The organism is Afipia sp. GAS231, assembly GCF_900103365.1.
Classification (GTDB): domain Bacteria; phylum Pseudomonadota; class Alphaproteobacteria; order Rhizobiales; family Xanthobacteraceae; genus Bradyrhizobium.
Genome location: NZ_LT629703.1, coordinates 2,693,004 through 2,711,173, shown reverse-complemented (window position 1 = coordinate 2,711,173; position 18,170 = coordinate 2,693,004). Strand labels below are relative to the sequence as shown.

General features: G+C 62.5%; 18 protein-coding genes and 1 pseudogene. 12 read left to right on the top strand and 7 right to left on the bottom strand.

The window, feature by feature from the left end; translation table 11 throughout:
• Window positions 1–8: 8 nt before the first annotated feature.
• From BLS26_RS12935 to BLS26_RS12915, 5 genes and pseudogenes are all read right to left on the bottom strand, one after another.
• Entirely contained in the window at window positions 9–473 is a 465-nt protein-coding gene (locus tag BLS26_RS12935; RefSeq protein WP_092511606.1) for a (2Fe-2S)-binding protein, read from the bottom strand.
• A gap of 207 nt (window positions 474–680) precedes the next feature.
• Window positions 681–1,154, bottom strand: coding sequence for a hypothetical protein (locus tag BLS26_RS36740; protein ID WP_244541928.1), 474 nt, complete (start codon window positions 1,152–1,154; stop codon window positions 681–683).
• 639 nt (window positions 1,155–1,793) lie between these two features.
• Window positions 1,794–2,474 carry a Crp/Fnr family transcriptional regulator gene (locus tag BLS26_RS12925; protein ID WP_092511604.1) on the bottom strand — a complete coding sequence of 227 codons (681 nt, stop codon included), beginning with the start codon at window positions 2,472–2,474 and terminating at the stop codon, window positions 1,794–1,796.
• A gap of 366 nt (window positions 2,475–2,840) precedes the next feature.
• Window positions 2,841–4,269 (bottom strand): annotated as a pseudogene (locus BLS26_RS12920) (methyl-accepting chemotaxis protein).
• 28 nt (window positions 4,270–4,297) lie between these two features.
• Window positions 4,298–6,055 carry a methyl-accepting chemotaxis protein gene (locus BLS26_RS12915; RefSeq protein WP_092511602.1) on the bottom strand — a complete coding sequence of 586 codons (1,758 nt, stop codon included), beginning with the start codon at window positions 6,053–6,055 and terminating at the stop codon, window positions 4,298–4,300.
• Between the two features lie 204 nt (window positions 6,056–6,259).
• Here BLS26_RS12915 and BLS26_RS12910 point away from each other — a divergent pair, with 204 nt between their 5' ends.
• The 7 genes from BLS26_RS12910 to BLS26_RS12880 all read left to right on the top strand — a co-directional run bounded on the left by BLS26_RS12910 (window position 6,260) and on the right by BLS26_RS12880 (window position 11,643).
• Complete coding sequence (locus BLS26_RS12910; protein WP_092511600.1) at window positions 6,260–7,006, top strand: YebC/PmpR family DNA-binding transcriptional regulator; 747 nt, start codon at window positions 6,260–6,262, stop codon at window positions 7,004–7,006.
• A 200-nt stretch (window positions 7,007–7,206) separates the two neighbouring features.
• Window positions 7,207–7,734, top strand: a complete 528-nt coding sequence (gene ruvC / locus BLS26_RS12905) for a crossover junction endodeoxyribonuclease RuvC (RefSeq protein ID WP_092511598.1) — start codon at window positions 7,207–7,209, stop codon at window positions 7,732–7,734.
• Complete coding sequence (gene ruvA, locus BLS26_RS12900) at window positions 7,731–8,348, top strand: Holliday junction branch migration protein RuvA (RefSeq protein ID WP_092511596.1); 618 nt, start codon at window positions 7,731–7,733, stop codon at window positions 8,346–8,348. The genes ruvC and ruvA overlap by 4 nt, the downstream gene beginning before the upstream one ends.
• Complete coding sequence (gene ruvB, locus BLS26_RS12895; protein WP_092511594.1) at window positions 8,345–9,394, top strand: Holliday junction branch migration DNA helicase RuvB; 1,050 nt, start codon at window positions 8,345–8,347, stop codon at window positions 9,392–9,394. Before ruvA ends, ruvB begins: the two co-directional genes overlap by 4 nt.
• A gap of 171 nt (window positions 9,395–9,565) precedes the next feature.
• Complete coding sequence (locus BLS26_RS12890) at window positions 9,566–10,480, top strand: metallophosphoesterase (RefSeq protein ID WP_092511592.1); 915 nt, start codon at window positions 9,566–9,568, stop codon at window positions 10,478–10,480.
• 84 nt (window positions 10,481–10,564) lie between these two features.
• Window positions 10,565–11,014, top strand: a complete 450-nt coding sequence (ybgC, locus tag BLS26_RS12885) for a tol-pal system-associated acyl-CoA thioesterase (protein ID WP_092511590.1) — start codon at window positions 10,565–10,567, stop codon at window positions 11,012–11,014.
• Window positions 11,015–11,175: 161 nt separating this feature from the next.
• Complete coding sequence (locus BLS26_RS12880) at window positions 11,176–11,643, top strand: nuclear transport factor 2 family protein (RefSeq protein ID WP_092511588.1); 468 nt, start codon at window positions 11,176–11,178, stop codon at window positions 11,641–11,643.
• A 157-nt stretch (window positions 11,644–11,800) separates the two neighbouring features.
• Here BLS26_RS12880 and BLS26_RS12875 read toward each other — a convergent pair whose 3' ends face one another.
• Window positions 11,801–12,445 carry a glutathione binding-like protein gene (locus BLS26_RS12875; RefSeq protein ID WP_092511586.1) on the bottom strand — a complete coding sequence of 215 codons (645 nt, stop codon included), beginning with the start codon at window positions 12,443–12,445 and terminating at the stop codon, window positions 11,801–11,803.
• A 119-nt stretch (window positions 12,446–12,564) separates the two neighbouring features.
• Between BLS26_RS12875 and BLS26_RS12870 the strand changes: the two genes are divergently transcribed.
• From BLS26_RS12870 to BLS26_RS12850, 5 genes are all read left to right on the top strand, one after another.
• Window positions 12,565–13,221 carry a TetR/AcrR family transcriptional regulator gene (locus tag BLS26_RS12870; RefSeq protein WP_092511584.1) on the top strand — a complete coding sequence of 219 codons (657 nt, stop codon included), beginning with the start codon at window positions 12,565–12,567 and terminating at the stop codon, window positions 13,219–13,221.
• Window positions 13,222–13,327: 106 nt separating this feature from the next.
• Entirely contained in the window at window positions 13,328–13,978 is a 651-nt protein-coding gene (locus BLS26_RS12865; protein WP_092511582.1) for a dihydrofolate reductase family protein, read from the top strand.
• A 91-nt stretch (window positions 13,979–14,069) separates the two neighbouring features.
• Complete coding sequence (locus BLS26_RS12860) at window positions 14,070–14,411, top strand: hypothetical protein (RefSeq protein WP_092511580.1); 342 nt, start codon at window positions 14,070–14,072, stop codon at window positions 14,409–14,411.
• Between the two features lie 236 nt (window positions 14,412–14,647).
• Window positions 14,648–15,640, top strand: coding sequence for a tripartite tricarboxylate transporter substrate-binding protein (locus BLS26_RS12855; protein ID WP_157676440.1), 993 nt, complete (start codon window positions 14,648–14,650; stop codon window positions 15,638–15,640).
• Window positions 15,641–16,556: 916 nt separating this feature from the next.
• Window positions 16,557–17,357: a hypothetical protein gene (locus tag BLS26_RS12850; protein ID WP_157676439.1), complete on the top strand. Its 801-nt coding sequence runs from the start codon at window positions 16,557–16,559 to the stop codon at window positions 17,355–17,357.
• Between the two features lie 131 nt (window positions 17,358–17,488).
• Here the strand turns inward: BLS26_RS12850 and BLS26_RS12845 are convergent, their stop codons facing one another.
• Window positions 17,489–17,758 (bottom strand): hypothetical protein, encoded by a 270-nt coding sequence (locus tag BLS26_RS12845; protein WP_092511574.1) that lies wholly within the window; start codon window positions 17,756–17,758, stop codon window positions 17,489–17,491.
• Window positions 17,759–18,170: the final 412 nt, after the last annotated feature.

Here is an 18,170-nt window from a genome sequence, read left to right as displayed (position 1 = left end):
GCGCGCTCCTACGATTGGCGTCCGGTTGCGGCCTGCTTGATCGCCTCGCGAATGCGCACATAGGTGCCGCAGCGGCAGATATTTCCAGCCATCGCCGCGTCGATGTCGGAATCGTCGGGGTTGGGCGTGGCGGCAAGCAGCGCCGCCGCCGACATGATCTGGCCGGGCTGGCAATAACCGCACTGGATCACTTCGAGATCGAGCCAGGCTTTCTGTACCTTGGCTCCCGTGGGCGAAGCGCCGACCCCTTCGATGGTTGTCACGTTGCGATCACGTACCGCGCCGACCGGCAGCACGCAGGATCGCACCGCCTTGCCGTCGATATGCACGGTGCAGGCGCCGCATTGGGCGATGCCGCAGCCGAATTTGGTTCCGGTCATGCCGAGAATGTCGCGCAGCACCCAGAGCAGCGGCATGTCGGCGGGGGCGTCGAAGGATTTTGGTTCGCCATTGATGGTCAGCGTGGTTGCCATATGCACCCCCAGAGATTCGACGGCCGCGGGCAGCGGACACGTTGGCGGAGTACGAGAAACATACCCCACAGCAACGAACTAGGAAGCGGAAATGCGCATGGCAATGCCGGTCTGCATGGTCGAAGCGTCAGTCGATGCGCATCACGAAATCGTGCGGGACCGACTGCATCAGTTTTGGGCTGATTGAAGTCCTAACGTGGCGGAATTTTACCCGTTTCGAGCCAACTGCGTCGGCTTTGCCGGTTGCGCCGTCTTCGGATGGTGGTCGTGCAAGTACGAAGCCAAATGGTTTCGAATCGTGACGTCCCCGGCCACCGCGCTCTCGAACAGGCTTTCCTGCACGTCGCGAGGCAGGTGCGGCCACATTGCGAGCGCGGCCTTGCCCAACAGGCCTTCGAACTCGAGAGTTGAGTTATTCATCGTTTTTGGATCACTCGGTTCGGAACGGACTCTTGCGGGGGCAAATTGCCACCCTTGTTCCGCCTGTTCCGGCTCGCGGTGAACAAATTCGCGATGGATCTCCCTCCCGGTTTCGTTGACAACCAATATCTCAAGGTCCTGGTCGTCCCACAGCCTGTTGTCGCGGAAGTCCTGCGCGATCTCTTTGCAGTAGCTGATCGCTTCAGCATTGCTGCTGAACTCAATGCCGATGCGGTCTCTCATCGGGACGCCGTCTTTCATGCCGAAAAAGAATCTTCGCATGGTCAACGCTCGGTTCTGCGGATTTCGACCAACCTAGCGCTCCTCTTCGATGAAGTCATGAGGCTTCGCTGGATTGGACGGGAGTGTTGCAAAGATTGGACGCGAGTGTTGCAAAATTCTCAGCCGGGTAGGTGCCACAGCGAGTCGGTAATGCAACCAGATTGCCCCTGCTGCTTTCTCGCCGTCTGTTCGATTTTGCTCATTTTCCCAAAAATAATAATGAGTTGGAACGCTTTTCAAATGGCGAAAAGCCCCAGCGTCGGGGGAGATCGCTGGGGCCATCACACACCTATCGAACGCCGTTGGGCAGAGCGTTCGATACGGCTAAGCCGTCCCGGCGGCAATTGTTCCCGGCGCGCGGCTGGTAACTTCAAAAAAAGCCGCTTCGGATTTCATGACCGTCCACCCATCACCGAAGCATGCGAGCCGCCCGCTTCGGGGCAGTCTGAAGCAGATCTGAAATTTCCATTGCGTGGTCAAAATTGAGCGGCTTCAGAACCCGGGATGTGCTGACATTGGCGCTGGATGGGACGCCATGGAGCCGCGCTCCGTTCGCAAAGAGCGGCCCCGGCAGGAAGCCAGCTCCCAAGGCTGGGGCCGTTCTCCTGGCGCCGCTCGTCACGCTTCGCGCTTGATCTCGGGTTTGTCGTACAAGACCGCGTTCAACAGCGAACTGTTGACCTCAACTCTTCCGTTGTAGTTGATGAAGCCAAGCTTGCGGAATTTGTTCATGAAGAAGCTGACGCGGGACCGGGTCGTGCCGATCATTTCCGCCAGCGTTTCCTGGCTAATATGGGGAATGATGGGCTGAGGATTCCCGTCCTTGCCGAAATTCGCCAACAGAAGCAGCAGGCGAGCTAGCCGCTTTTCACTGGAGTGGAACAGCTGGTCGATCAGATCTTCTTCAATCCGGCTGTTGCGGGTCAGCAAGTAGGCCATGAACATCTCGGAAAACTTCGGCTGATCGTGGAGCAGTGCAAGCATCGACGTCTTCGTGATGGAGGTAAGCAGACTATCCTCCATCGCGGTCGTGGTGGCGATGCGCACCGAATGACCGTTCATGCAGCCTTCGCCAAAGAACTGACCGGGTCCAAAAATCCCGACCACCGCTTCCTTGCCTTGTTCGGAGATGACGACGACCTTGACCCGGCCCTTTTGAATGTAAAAGACCGTATCCGCCGCGTCCCCTTGCGCGAAAACGATCTGGTCCTTGCGAAATTCAAGGATGGTTTTCCCCTCGCCCACGATGGCGAGAAACGCCTTGGGATCGAAAACAGTCTGGTTACTGTTATTTGCCATTTCCGGTCTGGTCCCGCGTGCTGGGATTTCTACCTTGGCCATTAATGGCCCAGGCGATCAGGGCAAAATGCCGCTGACGCGGCCATGCTTGATGCCATGCCAATCCTGTCCCGGGTCAGGGGGCGCCGCTATCTGTCGGTGCTCGCGTGGGCCGGCCCGGGCGGGATCGAACGCGCGTATTTTATGATTACCCGGCGGAGTTCGTAAAGTTCAACCATCGTGTGGCGGCGCTCTTCCACGGGCAGGCGATCGGCAGAGGCCGTGATGCCTTACCCTTCGCAGGAGGCGGGGCGTCAAAACTCTCCGTTGCCGGTGGATGCCGGATGAGTCATCGGTGATGGAGCGCCGTGCCGCGTTGCAACACCGTCAGGACTGCCGGAATCCCATGCGGAAGGCGCCCCAATGGCGGCCGCGGACGTGGATCGGCGAGGACAAGTCCTTCATCAGCACGAAATTGCCGCCGCCCATGTCGCGCCGGTAGGTCTGCAGCAGGAACGGCCGCGTGTTGGCCGCGACCTTCTTGACGGCGCGGTCGTTGAAGAGGCGCCGGTTGCGGCAGTTGGCATTGTTCCAGACCGGGTCGGCCCCCTTGCGGATGACGATAGTTCGGGTTGTGGGTCGGAAGGTAGCCACCCCGGGCCCAGGCAACGCAAAACACGATGCGCGGATCGTATTTCTGAACCGGATCCTGGATCGCAGGCAGGATGCGGTCGGTCAGGGCGACGTAGTCGGTCAGGTATTGCTTCGGATCGGTGCCGGGGATCTCGCGGTATTTCTCGTCCATCAACTGATCGACCGTGATCTCGCCGCGTGCAACGGCATCGTCGAACGCGGCCGAGATCTGTTTGGCGGTTTCGATCACGACGCGGATCAGGGGCGCATCCGAGGTCTCGACGCCGCTGTCGGCGATCAGCGCGATCAGCCCCTCGGAAATTTCCAGCAGCTTGGCGACGCGATCATCGGCACGCCGCAAGTCGGTCGACGACAGATCGACGCCCTTGGCGAGATGGCCGAGCTCGTCGATCACGCGGTCGCAATGTGCGAGGTTGGAGGTCGCCGCTTTGGTGACGCCGTCGATCTCGCGGCCGACCGCAGTAAAGCCGTCCTGGACGCGGGCGATGATGCTCTGGATCCGCGCGGCGCCTTCGCCGGCGTTCTTGGCGCGAGCCGAGGCGTCGCCGCTCTCGCCGATCAGGTTGGTGACCTGGCCGTCGAGCCCGCGCACGGTATCGCCGATCAGTTGCGTCGCCTGTCTTGTCGCTTCGGCGAGGTTCTTTACCTCGCTGGCGACGACCGCAAAGCCGCGGCCGGCGGCGCCGGCGCGCGCGGCTTCGATGGTCGCGTTCAGCGCCAGCAGGTTGGTCTGCCGCGCAATCGCCTCGATCGATCCCGAGACCTTTGCGACTTCGGACAATGCCGAGCCGACCGAGCCCAGCCGGTGTTCGATGCGGCCGACCGCTTCGATCAGTTCGGCGATGTGCTGGACCGCGGTCTCGACGACGCTGCGCGATTGCGTGATTTCGCCGACGGCAGCGGTGGCGGCTGTCTGCACCGCCTGCGAGGCGTCGGCGATGCCGTGATTGGCGGAAACCATCGTCTCGGCGGTTTTCTGCAACTGGCCGAACCGGTCGGATTGGCTGGACACCCGGGAGGCTACTTCCTGCAGGTTGCCGGCGACGTCGGCGAGTTCGACGCCGAGGCCGCCGATCCGGTTGGCGAGTTGATCGACCAGCCGTTCGCTGGCCGACGGCGTCGGCGCAGCGGGCGTTGGTTCAGTGGGTTGAGCTGCCGGCATCACGGCATCTCCTTGGTTGAGTTCGGGATCATAGTCGGTACGCGGTGCGGAAGGCGCCCCAGTGGCGGCCCTTGACGCGGATCGGAACGTCGATCTCGCGCATCATGACGGTTTTGCCGTTACCCATGTCGCGGGCATAGCTCTGGACCAAATAGGCGCGTTGGTTGCGGCCTGCGGCAAGGCCCGCCGTATCGTTGAAGATGCGCCGGTTGCGGCTGTTGGCGGTGTTCCAGGTGACATCGCTCGGCCGCTGCGGGTGGGAATAGATCTTGTTGTGGACCGGCAGATAGCCGTTGCGATCGATCGTCGCACAGAACGCCATGCGCGGATCCTTGGCCAGGCAAGCTTCCTGGAACGCCGGCAACGCACGGTCGGCCCAGTCCAGCACCTTGGTGCGGTGCTGAACCGGATTGGTGCCCGGGATTTCCACATAGTCGGTGTCGAACATGTCCTCGATCGAGATCGCGCCGCTGGCGACGCCGTTCTCGAAGATTTTCGTCAGCGCGACGCCGGCCTCCATGGCGCGGGTGATGAATTCGGTGTTTTCGTCGTGGATCGCCCACAGCGCGTCCTCGATCGCTTCTTTCAAGGCGGCATCCGGCCGCTCGAACTGCGCCAGCACGCCGGCCTTGCTGCGTTCGCCGATGCGGATCCGGCAGGCGCCGACGTTCTGCAACGTGGCGGCCAGGGTTTCGTGCGGCGCCAGCCGTTCGGCATCCGGTCCGCTGATCAGGATGCCCTCGTTCGAAATCTCATAGACCGGGGCGGTGACGACGCCGCGCGACGTGGTCATTTCGATCTTGAGGCTGCAGGGCAGCTTTTCGCGCTTGCGGCGATCGGTGCCCTCGTTCTGACGCAGCAGCACGGCGCAGCGCGATTTGAGCTTCTGCGCGAACATCGTGACGGCCTGGCCGGCCTTGGCGACGCTTTCGCCATGCGCCTCGGCTTCCTTGGTGACGCTGTCGATTTCAGAGGCGCTGTCGCCGACCGAGACGATGAAGCGCGAGGTCGAGGCGGCGTTGTCGGACATCTCGCCGGTGGTCTGGCTCTGCTCGGCCACCGCGCCGTTGACGGTCTCGAACACCGGGCGGATCGCCTCGATCGCCTGCGAGATGCGCTGCACGGCATCGGCCGAACCGGTGGCGTCGCGCTGCAGGGCCTCGATCTTCTTGGTAATTTCCTCGGTGGCGTTCTGGGTCTGCACCGCCAGCGCCTTCACTTCGGTGGCGACGACGGCAAAACCGCGGCCGGCCTCGCCGGCGCGCGCGGCTTCGATGGTGGAATTGAGCGCCAACAGCGTGGTTTGCCGTGCGATCTGCGCGATCAGATTGACGACGTTGCCGATCGCGGCCGACGACTCGCGGAGCCTTGCGACATTGGCGCTGGCTTCGCGGGCGGCGGCGCTGGCCTGGTCGGCGAGCCTGCCGGCGTCGCGCACCTGCGAACCGATACCCTCGGCCGATTGGGTGAACTTGTCGGCGACCTGCGAAAAGGTCGTCGCCGTGGTTTGGGCAGCGCTGGTGTGGCCGGTCAGGGCGTCGGTGCGCTGACGGATGGTGGAAAGGGTCGCGGCCGTTGCCTCGGCCCCGCCGGCGACCGAACTGGCCGCCCGTTCCAGTTGGCGGATCATGCCGCCGAGTTCGAGCTCCAGCAGCTCAAGGATGGCCTTCGCCGAATCGCTCTCGGTGCTGACGGGTTCGGCCGCCGGTGCGGTTGCCGGAACCGGGTGTTCGACGGCCGGCGCAGCCGCTGTCGGCACGCGCTTTCCAAATAGACCGAACGCCATGGGGGCTCTTAAAAGTTGAGAATGGGTGGGACATCCTCTCATCCGAGCATGAAGTCATGGTTAACAGGTGCCTGATATTCCGGCATGCGGCACGGGTTCCCTTGCGCGAAATTGACGCAAGTCTTTGATTTTGGCCCGCCATCGGCCTATAAGGCCGCGTTTTCACCCCCAAAATCACTCCCGGACGAATCCAAGAGAGCCCCTATGGCCGGCCATTCCCAATTCAAGAACATCATGCACCGCAAGGGCAAGCAGGACGCCCAGAAGTCGAAGGTGTTCGGCAAACTGGCCCGGGAAATCACCGTGGCCGCGAAACTGGGCACCCCGGATCCGGCCATGAACCCGCGGCTGCGCGCCGCCATTATCGCGGCGCGCCAGGAAAACATGCCGAAGGACAATATCGAGCGCGCGGTGAAGAAGGCGACCGGCGGCGACAGCGAGAACTACGACGAAATCCGCTACGAAGGCTACGGGCCGGGCGGCGTCGCCGTGATCGTCGAGGCGCTGACCGACAACCGCAACCGCTCGGCTTCCGATATTCGCACCTACTTCACCAAATCCGGCGGTAATCTCGGCGAAACCGGCTCGGTGGCTTTCATGTTCGACCGCACCGGCGTCATCGAATATGACGCCAAGGTCGCTTCCGACGACGCGATGCTGGACGCCGCGATCGAGGCCGGCGCCGACGACGTGATCTCCAGCGAGAGCGGCCACGAGATCTACGCCTCGCAAGAAACTTTTCGCGAAGTGGCCAAAGCGCTGGAAGCGAAGTTCGGCGAAGCCCGCAAGGCCGCGCTGACCTGGAAGCCGCAAAACACCATCGCGGTCGAGGACGAGGTCGGCGAGAAGCTCTTGAAGCTGATGGACCTGTTGAACGAGCACGACGACGTCCAGAACGTCTACGCCAATTTCGAGATTTCCGACGCGCTGGTCGCCAAGATGGGCGGGTGACTTGTCGTCCCTGCGAACGCAGGAACCCATACCGCGTGATCTCTCGATTGTTCCGCGGTGGCTGGGACCCTTCGTCCAATAACCGCCAGTGGTTATGGGTCCCTGCTTTCGCAGGGACGACGATGCACCTCCGTCCTCCGGCAGGGGATGACCATTTTGTTTATGTTTCGTTCACTCGGCTCTGGCGTTATCACTACGCCATGACGTCACCCCCGATTCGCCAACCCGTCCGGATCATCGGCATCGACCCCGGCCTGCGCCGCACCGGCTGGGGCGTGATCGAGACCGAGGGCAATCGTCTCGTCTTCATCGGCTGCGGCTCGGTGGAGCCACCGGATCATCTGCCGCTGGCCAGCCGCCTTCTGGCGATCCATGAAGGGCTCGCCGCCGTGCTCGGCGATTTCCGACCGGCGGAGGCCGCCGTCGAACAGACTTTTGTCAACAAGGACGGGGTCGCGACGCTGAAGCTCGGCCAGGCGCGCGGGGTCGCGATGCTGGCGCCGGCGATGTTCGGCATCGAAGTGGCGGAATATGCGCCCAACCAGGTCAAGAAAACCGTGGTCGGCGCCGGCCATGCCGACAAGAACCAGATCGCGGTGATGCTGAAAATCCTGCTGCCGAAGGCCGAGCCGAAATCGGCCGACGCCGCCGACGCGCTGGCGATCGCGATCACCCATGCCCATCACCGCGCCAGCACCGCGCTGCGGCTGAAGGTGGCGAGCCTATGATCGGAAAACTCAAGGGCCTGATCGACTCTTACGGCGAGGACTACGTGATCCTCGACGTCGGCGGCGTCGGCTATCAGGTGCATTGCTCGTCGCGCACGCTGCAGGCGCTGCCTGCGCCGGGCGATGCCGCCGTGCTCTCGATCGAGACCTATGTGCGCGAGGACCAGATCAAGCTGTTCGGTTTTCGCAGCGACGTCGAACGCGAATGGTTTCGCCTGCTGCAGACCGTGCAGGGCGTCGGCGCCAAGGTGGCGCTTGCGGTGCTCTCGACCTTGCCGCCATCTGAACTCGCCAATGCGATCGCGCTGCGCGACAAGGCCGCGGTGAGCCGCACGCCTGGTGTCGGGCCGAAGGTGGCTGAGCGCATCGTTACTGAATTGAAGGACAAGGCGCCTCACTTCGCCAATGTCGACCCGGCGCTGGTGCATCTGTCCGGAGCGATCGATAACGACCGCGCGCCGCGTCCGGTGACGGATGCGATCTCGGCGCTGGTCAATCTCGGCTACGGCCAGCCGCAGGCCGCGGCCGCCATCGCGCAGGCCTCGCGCAGCGCCGGTGAAAACGCCGAGACCGCGCAACTGATCCGCCTGGGGCTTAAGGAACTGGCGAAGTGAACCCGCCCTCCCGCATCGTTACCCCAGAACGGCGCAGCGACGATGTCGGCGACACCGCACTGCGTCCGCAACTGCTGTCCGAATTCGTCGGCCAGGCACAGGCCCGCAAGAATCTCTCGATCTTCATCGAAGCGGCGCGTAAGCGGAACGAAGCGCTCGACCACGTGCTGTTCGTCGGGCCCCCCGGCCTCGGCAAGACCACGCTGGCCCAGATCGTCGCGCGCGAACTCGGCGTCGGCTTTCGCGCCACCTCGGGACCCGTGATCGCCAAGGCCGGCGATCTCGCGGCACTCCTGACCAATCTCGAAGAGCGCGATGTGCTGTTCATCGACGAAATCCACCGCCTCAGCCCGGCGGTGGAGGAAGTGCTGTATCCGGCGATGGAGGACTTTCAGCTTGACCTCATCATCGGCGAGGGCCCCGCGGCGCGCTCGGTCAAGATTGATCTGGCGAAATTCACCCTCGTCGGCGCCACAACCCGCGCGGGATTGTTGACCAATCCGTTGCGCGACCGCTTCGGCATTCCGGTGCGGCTGAATTTCTACACCGAGGAAGAACTCGAAAAGATCGTCACCCGCGGCGCCCGCGTGCTCAACATCGGCATGTCGCCCGATGGCGCCAACGAGATCGCGCGCCGCGCCCGCGGCACGCCGCGCATCGCCGGACGGCTGCTGCGGCGGGTGCGCGATTTTGCCTCGGCGGCGGATGCGAGTTCGATCGACCGCGCCATCGCCGACCACGCGCTGAGCGCGCTGGAAGTGGATTCCGCCGGCCTCGATGCGATGGACCGCCGCTATCTCACGACGATTGCGATGAACTATGGAGGCGGACCGGTCGGCGTCGAAACCATGGCGGCGGCGCTGTCGGAGCCGCGCGACGCCATCGAGGACATCATCGAGCCGTTCTTGATCCAGTGCGGCTACCTGCAGCGTACGCCGCGCGGCCGGCTGTTGACCTCGCATGCGTTCAAGCATCTCGGTCTCGCCGAGCCGACGCGCGACCCGGCGCAGTTCGGACTGTTCGGCGGTGATGGCGACGACGACTGACTGTTTTCTCCGGATCTAAACGATATGCGCTCGATGCGCTGGTTGGCGACAGCAGGTGGTGACGTTAACGCATTAACCGTTTGTCATCCGCACTGCTGACGATCTGCACAAACCCATCGCAATTCCGGCTCAATCCGCCGCGATCCTTGGCCTCGCATCACGAGTGGTCACATGTTCTCACGCCGTCATTTCCTGAAATCCATGGTTGGGCTGGGCGCGCTTGGCGTCTCGACCACCGCTTACGGGTTCACCGAACCCGTCGTACGGCTCGGCGTTACCCGATACGACCTGACGCCACCGCGTTGGCCGGCGGGTTTTCAGCTCAAGATCGCCGCCATTGCCGACCTTCATGCCTGCGATCCCTGGATGTCGATCGATCGCATCCACGGCATTGTCGAACGCACCAATGCGCTGAACGCCGACATCATCGTCCTGCTCGGCGACTACGTCGCCGGACACCGCCATGTCACGCGCATCATTCCGGCCGGCGAATGGGCGCCGGTGTTGGCCGGGTTGAAGGCACCGCTCGGCGTGCATGCCATTCTCGGCAATCACGACTGGTGGGAAGACAGCACTGTGCAGCGGGAGGGGCAGGGGCCGACCCATGCCCGCCGTGCCCTCGAAGCCGCCGGCATTCCGGTTTACGAAAACGACGCGAAGCGCCTCAGCAAAAACGGTCAGCCGTTCTGGCTCGCCGGCCTCGGCGATCAACTGGCCTATGTGCCGGCGCGCCGGTTCAGGCCGGTGCGCCACATCGGCGTCGACGATCTCGGCGCGACGCTGGCAAAGGTCACCGACGATGCGCCGCTGATCCTTCTGGCGCACGAGCCCGATGTGGCCCATCGCGTGCCGTCGCGGGTTTCGCTGCAACTGTCCGGCCACACCCATGGCGGCCAGGTGCGGATGCTCGGCTGGTCGCCGATCGCACCGACGCGCTACCGCAAGCTGGTCTACGGCCATGCGCGCATGAACTGCGACGTCATCGTGTCCGGCGGCCTCGGCTGCAGCATCATGCCGTTCCGTCTCGGTGTCCCGCCGGAGATCGTGCTGGTGACGCTGGGTGGAGCAGGGGTGGCGGTTTCTTAACCCTGAGCGGGGCACGCCGTTGCGCTTGCATGCAGGCCGGATTTTGCGCAAAAGCAGCACTTTCCAGGCGATCAGGGACAGTACGTGACATTACCCCATCTCGACGGCGAGATCCGTGACGGCCGCCATCACATGCAGGTCCGCGTCTATTACGAGGACACCGATTTTTCCGGCATCGTCTACCACGCCAATTACCTGCGCTTCATGGAGCGGGGGCGGACCAATCATCTGCGGCTGATGGGCGCCGACCAGCACGCGCTGTTCGCCGAGGCGCAGGCGGAGACGCCGGGCTTTGCCTTCGTGGTGCGCTCGATGACACTCGATTTCCTGCGGCCGGCGCGGATGGACGATCTGCTCGACGTGGTGACGTGGCCTGTCGCGGTGAAGGGCGCCTCGATCACGCTGGCGCAGGAGGTGCGGCGCGGCGACGAGGTGCTGGTCACAGCCGAGGTGCGCGTCGCCTTCATCTGCGAGGGGCGCGCAAAACCGATCCCGAAATCGCTGCGGCAGATGATGAAGGCCGATCTGATTTAAAAGCGTTTTCAAGCGAAGTGGCTACCGGTTCGCGTGAAGAAAACGCGTCCAAACATGAATCGGAGCCGATAGGCTCCGTTTATCGGGTGATAGGCAAACGGCCATCGACTTGGCCGCGCGGGGCGATAGATTGGCGGCCTCAATTCACCTCCGAGGTCACCATGTCGCGCCCGCCGCTGCCGCCCTTCACCAAAGAGACCGCCGCGCAAAAAGCGCGCATGGCCGAAGACGCCTGGAATTCGCGCGATCCGGTCAAGGTATCGCTGGCCTATACCGAAGACAGCCGCTGGCGCAACCGCTCGGAAGTGTTCCAGGGCCGCCCGGCGATCGTGGAATTCCTCACCCGTAAATGGGCGAAAGAACACGAGTACCGCCTGATCAAGGATCTCTGGGGTTTCGACGGCAACCGGATCGCGGTGCGGTTCCAGTACGAATGGCACGACGATGCCGGCCAGTGGTATCGCTCCTACGGCAACGAGCAGTGGGAGTTCGACGAACACGGCCTGATGCGCCGCCGCGAAGCCAGCATCAACGACATCGCGATTGCGGAAAAGGACCGGCGCTTTCACTGGGCGGCACCAGGCCCGCGCCCGGCCGACGTGCCGGGACTGGGTGAGAGTCCGTTCTGAGAAAACGAAAAACCCCGGCGTCGTCCCTGCGAAAGCAGGGACCCATACGCCGTGGGCCTTCGATCGAAACACGGTGTTCGACGACTTCCTTAACTTGCGAACGCCGCGGAGTATGGGTCCCCGCGTGCGCGGGGACGACGTGTGGTGAGATATCGCGTTACGCCGCCGCCTTGTGCCGCGCGAGTTCGGCCTTGTAGAGCTCGAACTCTTCGGCGACCGCCTTGGCAATGCTGGGACGGGCGCGCAGCCGCTCGTAATAGGCTTTCACGGTCGGCCACTTCGCCAGTTCGATCGGCGGTGTCGCCATCGTCCAGTTGATGACGGTGACGAGATAGGCATCGGCGACGCTGAAATGGTCGAGCAGGAACTCCCGGCCCTTCAGGTAGTTCTCGAGATAATCGAGCCGCGAAAGCCCCTTGCCGAGGATATAGGTCTTCACCTCTGCCGACGCGGTCTTGTCGAGCACCGGCACGAACAGGCCCTTGTGCAGTTCGGTGCCGATGAAGCACAGCCATTGATGCAGTTTGCTGCGCTCCATGCCGGGGCCGGTGGCGATGCCGGCCTGCGGAAAGCTGTCGGCGACATATTGCAAGATCGCCGCGTTCTCGGTCAGCACCAACCCGTCGTCGGTGCGCAGCGTCGGCACCAGCCCGAGCGGGTTCACTTTGCGAAAGTCCGAGCCGTCGTTCTGCACGACCTTGGTCTTGGGATCGACCTCGAGATAGTTGGCGGAAGCGCCGGCTTCATACAGCGCAATGCGGGTCGCCAGCGAGCAGGCGAGCGGCGAGAAATAGAGATCCATGAATGCCTCCTTGGCAGGTTTCTTGGGTAATCGACCAACCGCGCCGGAACAAAAACGGCCGGGGTTGATTTTTATACTGTCTCGCATAATATAAACCCGGTCAAGGAATTTATTGCGACATGGTACAAAAAAATAAAAAGCCGCCGGTGACGCGGATCGACGATCCCACAGCGCCGAAGCGCCGGGGCCGTCCGCGCGCCTATCAGCCTGATATCGCGCTGGCGAAAGCGCTCGATCTGTTTCGCAAGGGCGGCTTTGCCGCGACGTCGCTCGACGATCTCTCGGCCGCGACCGGCATGAACCGGCCGAGCCTCTATGGCGCTTTTGGCGACAAGCGCGAGCTCTACATCAAGAGCTACCGGCGCTATCGCGAGGACGCCCGCGCGGCGATGCAGGACATTTTTCGCGAGGAGCAGCCGATCCGTCAGCGCTTGCTGCGCATCTATGCGGTGGCGCTGGATATTTACCTGTCCGGCGAAGCCGGCCCGCGCGGCTGCTTCACGGTCATGACGGCGGCATCCGAAGCGGTGGCCGATCCCGATATACGCGCCATGGTGCTGGAAGGTTTTGCCGAACTCGACAAGGCGTTCGCCGCCTGCTTCCGCCATGCCAGGGAAAAGGGCGAACTGCCCGAAGGCGCCGATCCCGCGGTGCTCGCGCAACTGGCGTCGGCCACCATCCACACCATCGCCATCCGCGCCCGCGCGCAGGTGCCGCGTGGGGAATTGGAGGCGATCGTGAAGGGCGCGATCGACGTGATGGTCGGCACGAAGTAATCCGCACGCCGCGAACGCGCCCGCAAAATATAATCCGATCGATGTGTCGGCGCGCGGCGTCCCCGTTCGTTCTCCCGAAAGTGCTTCACAAGGAAAGAAAGACACGATGGGAAAAGTAAGGGTTTCCGCCTTCTCGGTATCGCTGGATGGATTTGCGGCGGGGCCGGGTCAGGACCTGCAACATCCGTTTGGCGTCGGCGCGGATGAAGTGCCCGCCTGGCTGCGGAAGACGCAGATGTTTCACAAAATGATCGGCCAGCCCGGCGGGGCCACCGGCATCGACAATGACATTGCCCAAAGCTCGATGGAAAATATCGGCGCATGGATCATGGGCCGCAACATGTTCGGCCCGATCCGTGGTCCGTGGCCCGACCACTCCTGGAAAGGCTGGTGGGGACCCAATCCGCCATATCACGTTCCGGTGTTCGTGCTGACGCACCATGCGCGTCCGTCGATCGAGATGGAGGGCGGCACGGTGTTTCACTTCGTGACCGACGGGATAGAGGCAGCGCTGGCGCGGGCAAAGGATGTCGCCGGGGCAAAAGACATCCGGATCGGTGGCGGTGCGTCGGTGGTCCGGCAATATCTGCAAGCAGGCCTGATTGATGAAGCTCGTCTGGCGGTCTCGCCGGTGTTTATCGGCGCAGGAGAGAACCTGTTTGCGGGGCTCAATCTGCCGGATCTCGGCTATGCCGCGGTCGAGAGCATCGCCGGCGCGAATGCTACCCATGTCACGGTCAGGCGGCGATCGCCGTAGGCCATCGCGGCCACCAGCTTTGTCCTGGAAATCCGTGTATCCGGATTTCCCGGCGTGCTATCCTGGCTGAAATAAATCGGAGGAACCGCTGATGGCCAATTGCATCGTCGTCGTTCAGTTTGATTTGCCCAAGCGCACCGAAGAACAGGCGGTGAAAGGCGGGTCTTCGACCGCGCCGATCTATCGCGGCCTGGCGAAAAAGGGGTTGATCCGCAAGGACTACCTGAACGGCGACAGCGGCACCGGCGGCGTCTATCTCTGGGACAGCCGCCAATCGGCGGAAGCCTGGTTTACCGAGGAGCGCGTGGCGGAATTGACCCAACGCTTCGGCGTCCGGCCGCACCTTACCTGGTACGACACCCACGTCACCGTCGACAATCTGAAGGACGAGACGCGCGTGAACGGCAAGGCGATCGAGATGGCAGCGACGTGAAGCGCTGCCACCTGTAACCCAGCCAGAGAAATCGAGCGTGTATCGAGGAGCCGCCGCAGGGCGGCTTTTCTTTTGCCCAACGTTTCTCGACTTCCCGCAGCACGATTTGACGCAATACGCTTCGCCAGCTTTGCTGCTATGGATACGTGCAGCGGAAAATCCGCGAGCCGCCGCGTGATCGGGGCGTTCCCGTTTGCTGCGGTGCGCAAAATAAAAATACTTGGGAGGGCGCTATCGTGATCGATCGGCTTCTGAGGAGCGCGTTGACGGGGTTGGGCCTTTTGCTTGCCGCGCCTTTGACGCAAGCCCACGCGCAATCATCAGCCAAAACCGTGACGCTGGTGGTTCCCTATGCCGCCGGTGGCGGCACCGATACCGTTGCGCGTCTGATCGGCGAGCGGATGTCACGCGCGCTCGGCCAGACCGTCATCATCGAGAACCAGGTCGGCGGCGGCAGCACGCTGGCCAACGATCGTGTGGCGAGATCGGCGCCCGATGGTTCCACGGTCCTGATCAATCACGTAGCATTGCTGGCGGCGCCCAGCCTGTTCACCAACCTGCGCTACGATACGATGACGGCGTTCGAACCGGTCGGCCTCGTCAACAACGCGCCGATGGTCCTGATCGGCCGCAAGTCGATACCCGGTGCGACGCCGCAGGATTTTGTCGCCTGGATCAAGGCGCAGCGCGACAAGGCGAACTTTGCGCATGGCGGCATCGGAACCAACAGTCACCTGTGCGCCGTCATGATGGGCAATGTTCTCGGTTTCAAGCCGACCATCGTCGCCTATCGCGGATCGGGTCCGGCGATCGGCGATCTCCTGGCGGGGCAGATCGATCTCTTGTGGGACCAGGTCACCAACGCGCTGCCGCAGATTCAGGCCGGCACGTTGCACGGCATCGCCATCACGTCACCGGAACGGCTCGAGCAGTTGAAGGACGCGCCGACCACGGCCGAACTCGGCATGCCCGAGGTCAGCTATTCGATGTGGCATGGGCTCTATGTGGTGAAGGGCACGCCAAGGGAGATCGTCGTCGCGCTGAATTCCGCGCTCCGCGCCGCGCTGTCTGATCCCACCTTGCGGGAGAAGCTCAAGGAACTCGGAACCTTGCCATTCCCCGACAACGAGCTGACGCCCGAGGCCCACGCGCGCTTGTTTGCCTCCGACATGCCACGGGTGGCAAAGCTGGTCGAAAGCTCGGGAATCGCGGCAAGCGAAGCCAAGTAAGGCGTCTCGCGTAATAGGCCGCTTGGGATCGTCGGTCGCCGCCAACATCATGCGAGGACAAGGTGCCTTGATGGTTCGTTGCCTGTTCGTTTAATTTGATGGTACCCTATCCACGTCAAAGGCGTGCATGTCTAACCATCTAGGTTTGTAGGAGGATGGGGACAATGAATAGATCGATGATGCTAGTCGCCGCTTGTGCGTTGGTATGCCCGACAATTGCTTCTGCGCAGACTGCTGATACGAAGTTTGCGCCGATCAACGATGTTCGGAAAATTCCACCGACAATTGTTTCCCCCAAGGGCGGTTTCATTTTGAGACAAGACTTGGTTGATCCAAATAACCCGAACAACCTGCGATCAGATTGGCCCCGGCCAAGTGGTCTGCCGGGACCGGGCCATTGAAGATTAGCAGGGCTTCGCAGTTGGCTTTGCGGCAAGGGTGGTCGCATTTTGCACCCATCTACGCCCGTGTTTGGCACAAACCGGCGGTTAGAGGGCGAGCAGAGCATATGCGCTCTGCCCGGGTATTTCGGACATCAACCTGTTCCGCTATTGCCAGGGCATCATCGATCTCGATCCCGAGCTAGCGGACTGTGCTTTCGATCTTGGTATGCCCAGGATCAGGCGTTGGAATCAGGTCGGCTTTTGGGTCAAAGCGGACTTCGCTTGGGGCTTGGCGGCAAGCAGTGTGTAGCGTTTGACCCAAAACAGACATGCCGATTGCACCCTCAAATGTCCGCTATTCGGGGGCAAAGGGGATATGCGCCGAACGTCGCGGTGCCGAATTCCCGACGGCCTGTCGCCGTAAGCAGCCCGTACTTTCCATCGTACGGCCATGCTTTGGTCAAAACTGCAATGAGTGTTTAGCGGTTCGCCGAGCTGGTGGAAATCCGACCGCCTGCTTTGCGTGACATTGGATGGGAAAGGGCACACCAATGAGTTCCACGCCGAACCCGAAAGCAATTGAACCCGACGGCGTCTTGATCGCGCGCGCGGATGAGCGGCTCGCGCACGCTTATGGACAGATCGCGCGCGCGGATGAACAGCTCGCGCGTGTAACTGAACAGCTCTCGAAGCTGGAGCATGACGCCCCGCGCTATCCTTCAGCTGTCTTGGGCCGCAAGCATTCGCGCGGTTGGCCGGCGCTGCGTGGCCTCGTCGGCTCGCTGTTGGCCGCGAGCATATTTATCGCTGCTTTCGTTTCGCAGTCTTCTTACGGCGATGCGGCCAAGCTGACTGTCGCCCGGTGGGTGCCGCAGCTAAATCTGCTGCCGCTGGAAAAAGGGCTTCCCGCGCAGTCGAGCCAATCTACGGTTCAGGTGGCCGCGCCGGAGCCAGCACTTCCGGCTCAGACCGCACGGCAAGACGTCGTGCCGACAGCCGGTCCGGTGTCTCCTGAACTGGCGCAGTTGCTCGAGACGATGGCACGCGATCTGACATACGTGAAGCAAGGGATCGAGCAACTCAAGACGAGCCAGGAACAAATGGCCATCGACAATACAAAAGCTGTTGAGCAGCTCAAAGCGGGTCAGGAACAAATGACACGCCTTATCGCCAAGGCTTCCGAGCAGAACCTGTCGCCCAAGAGCCTGTCGCCCAAGGCATCGGCACCTCTGCCTCGGCCCACTGCCACCCCGGCGCGCAAGCCAAGGCCAACACTCCCGTCGCCGCAAGCCCGAGCGCGGGCCCCAAAGCAGTTGCAGCCCGAAGAACAGTAGTTGTCATCGGCGGCGGTGCCCGCTCGCCTGGCATCGTTCGCCGAACTGGGAAAATTGGCTCGCGTCATGCAGTACACGGTAATTTAATGACTCATGACTCCAGGCGCGCCGCAAAGGGAGTCGTGTCTGCATCAGAGAAATTCGCGAAGCCGCGCGAGTTCGACAACGACCTCTCCAGATACGACGGCACTTACCAACGGCGGCTGTGGTGAAGTGTGAATCTCATACAAATGCCGCATGGAGGCAGGCTTGGCCATGAACTCCAGTATGCACCCATCGAGCGTGCCATCCACGAGCAGATAGGGGCCAGTGCCGTTAGCGTAACGTTGGTTGTTGCGCGAAGGCCACTTGCGAAGAATCGCCGGTGCATCGAAATTGACGTGAGCCTTGGTAGCGCCCATCCGTGCGCCTCCAGCGAGGGCGGACCCTTGGTGGTGTCCAAAACTGACGCGATTGACCTGATGCGGAAATCCGACCCATCGCGACAGTTCGATATGCTTTGATGCGGTAGTCTGAATTTCCGGCCTTTTTTTGACTGGAGAATGACGGCTGTCGGGCGTCGGTATGAGCCTGATAAAGCGCTTCGAAATCGACGGCCTATTCTACCTTATGGGCACCGCAGCGTTCCTCCAGGCTCTCCTCGCTGGTGGAAGGAGCTTGATCTCGGCGTCCCCAATGCACCTTGAACGGCCTTTCGAGATCCTCGCTCCGCAAGCGGCACTCCTCGCGCACGACCAGTTCCACTCTTCCGACGAGCTTTCGCCGCCGGACCCGAGTACGCATTTCCCCTTGACGGCCAGTGTCGAAGCTCCG

What these genes read in the sequence shown, in the direction of transcription:
- BLS26_RS12845 (WP_092511574.1), bottom strand. Translation starts at nt 17,758, where the DNA reads ATGGGCGCTACCAAGGCTCACGTCAATTTCGATGCACCGGCGATTCTT.
- BLS26_RS12925 (WP_092511604.1), bottom strand. Translation starts at nt 2,474, where the DNA reads ATGGCAAATAACAGTAACCAGACTGTTTTCGATCCCAAGGCGTTTCTC.
- BLS26_RS12880 (WP_092511588.1), top strand. Translation starts at nt 11,176, where the DNA reads ATGTCGCGCCCGCCGCTGCCGCCCTTCACCAAAGAGACCGCCGCGCAA.
- ruvC (WP_092511598.1), top strand. Translation starts at nt 7,207, where the DNA reads ATGACGTCACCCCCGATTCGCCAACCCGTCCGGATCATCGGCATCGAC.
- BLS26_RS12935 (WP_092511606.1), bottom strand. Translation starts at nt 473, where the DNA reads ATGGCAACCACGCTGACCATCAATGGCGAACCAAAATCCTTCGACGCC.
- BLS26_RS12865 (WP_092511582.1), top strand. Translation starts at nt 13,328, where the DNA reads ATGGGAAAAGTAAGGGTTTCCGCCTTCTCGGTATCGCTGGATGGATTT.
- BLS26_RS12875 (WP_092511586.1), bottom strand. Translation starts at nt 12,445, where the DNA reads ATGGATCTCTATTTCTCGCCGCTCGCCTGCTCGCTGGCGACCCGCATT.
- BLS26_RS36740 (WP_244541928.1), bottom strand. Translation starts at nt 1,154, where the DNA reads ATGAAAGACGGCGTCCCGATGAGAGACCGCATCGGCATTGAGTTCAGC.
- BLS26_RS12850 (WP_157676439.1), top strand. Translation starts at nt 16,557, where the DNA reads ATGGGAAAGGGCACACCAATGAGTTCCACGCCGAACCCGAAAGCAATT.
- BLS26_RS12910 (WP_092511600.1), top strand. Translation starts at nt 6,260, where the DNA reads ATGGCCGGCCATTCCCAATTCAAGAACATCATGCACCGCAAGGGCAAG.
- BLS26_RS12870 (WP_092511584.1), top strand. Translation starts at nt 12,565, where the DNA reads ATGGTACAAAAAAATAAAAAGCCGCCGGTGACGCGGATCGACGATCCC.
- BLS26_RS12860 (WP_092511580.1), top strand. Translation starts at nt 14,070, where the DNA reads ATGGCCAATTGCATCGTCGTCGTTCAGTTTGATTTGCCCAAGCGCACC.
- ruvA (WP_092511596.1), top strand. Translation starts at nt 7,731, where the DNA reads ATGATCGGAAAACTCAAGGGCCTGATCGACTCTTACGGCGAGGACTAC.
- BLS26_RS12915 (WP_092511602.1), bottom strand. Translation starts at nt 6,055, where the DNA reads ATGGCGTTCGGTCTATTTGGAAAGCGCGTGCCGACAGCGGCTGCGCCG.
- BLS26_RS12890 (WP_092511592.1), top strand. Translation starts at nt 9,566, where the DNA reads ATGTTCTCACGCCGTCATTTCCTGAAATCCATGGTTGGGCTGGGCGCG.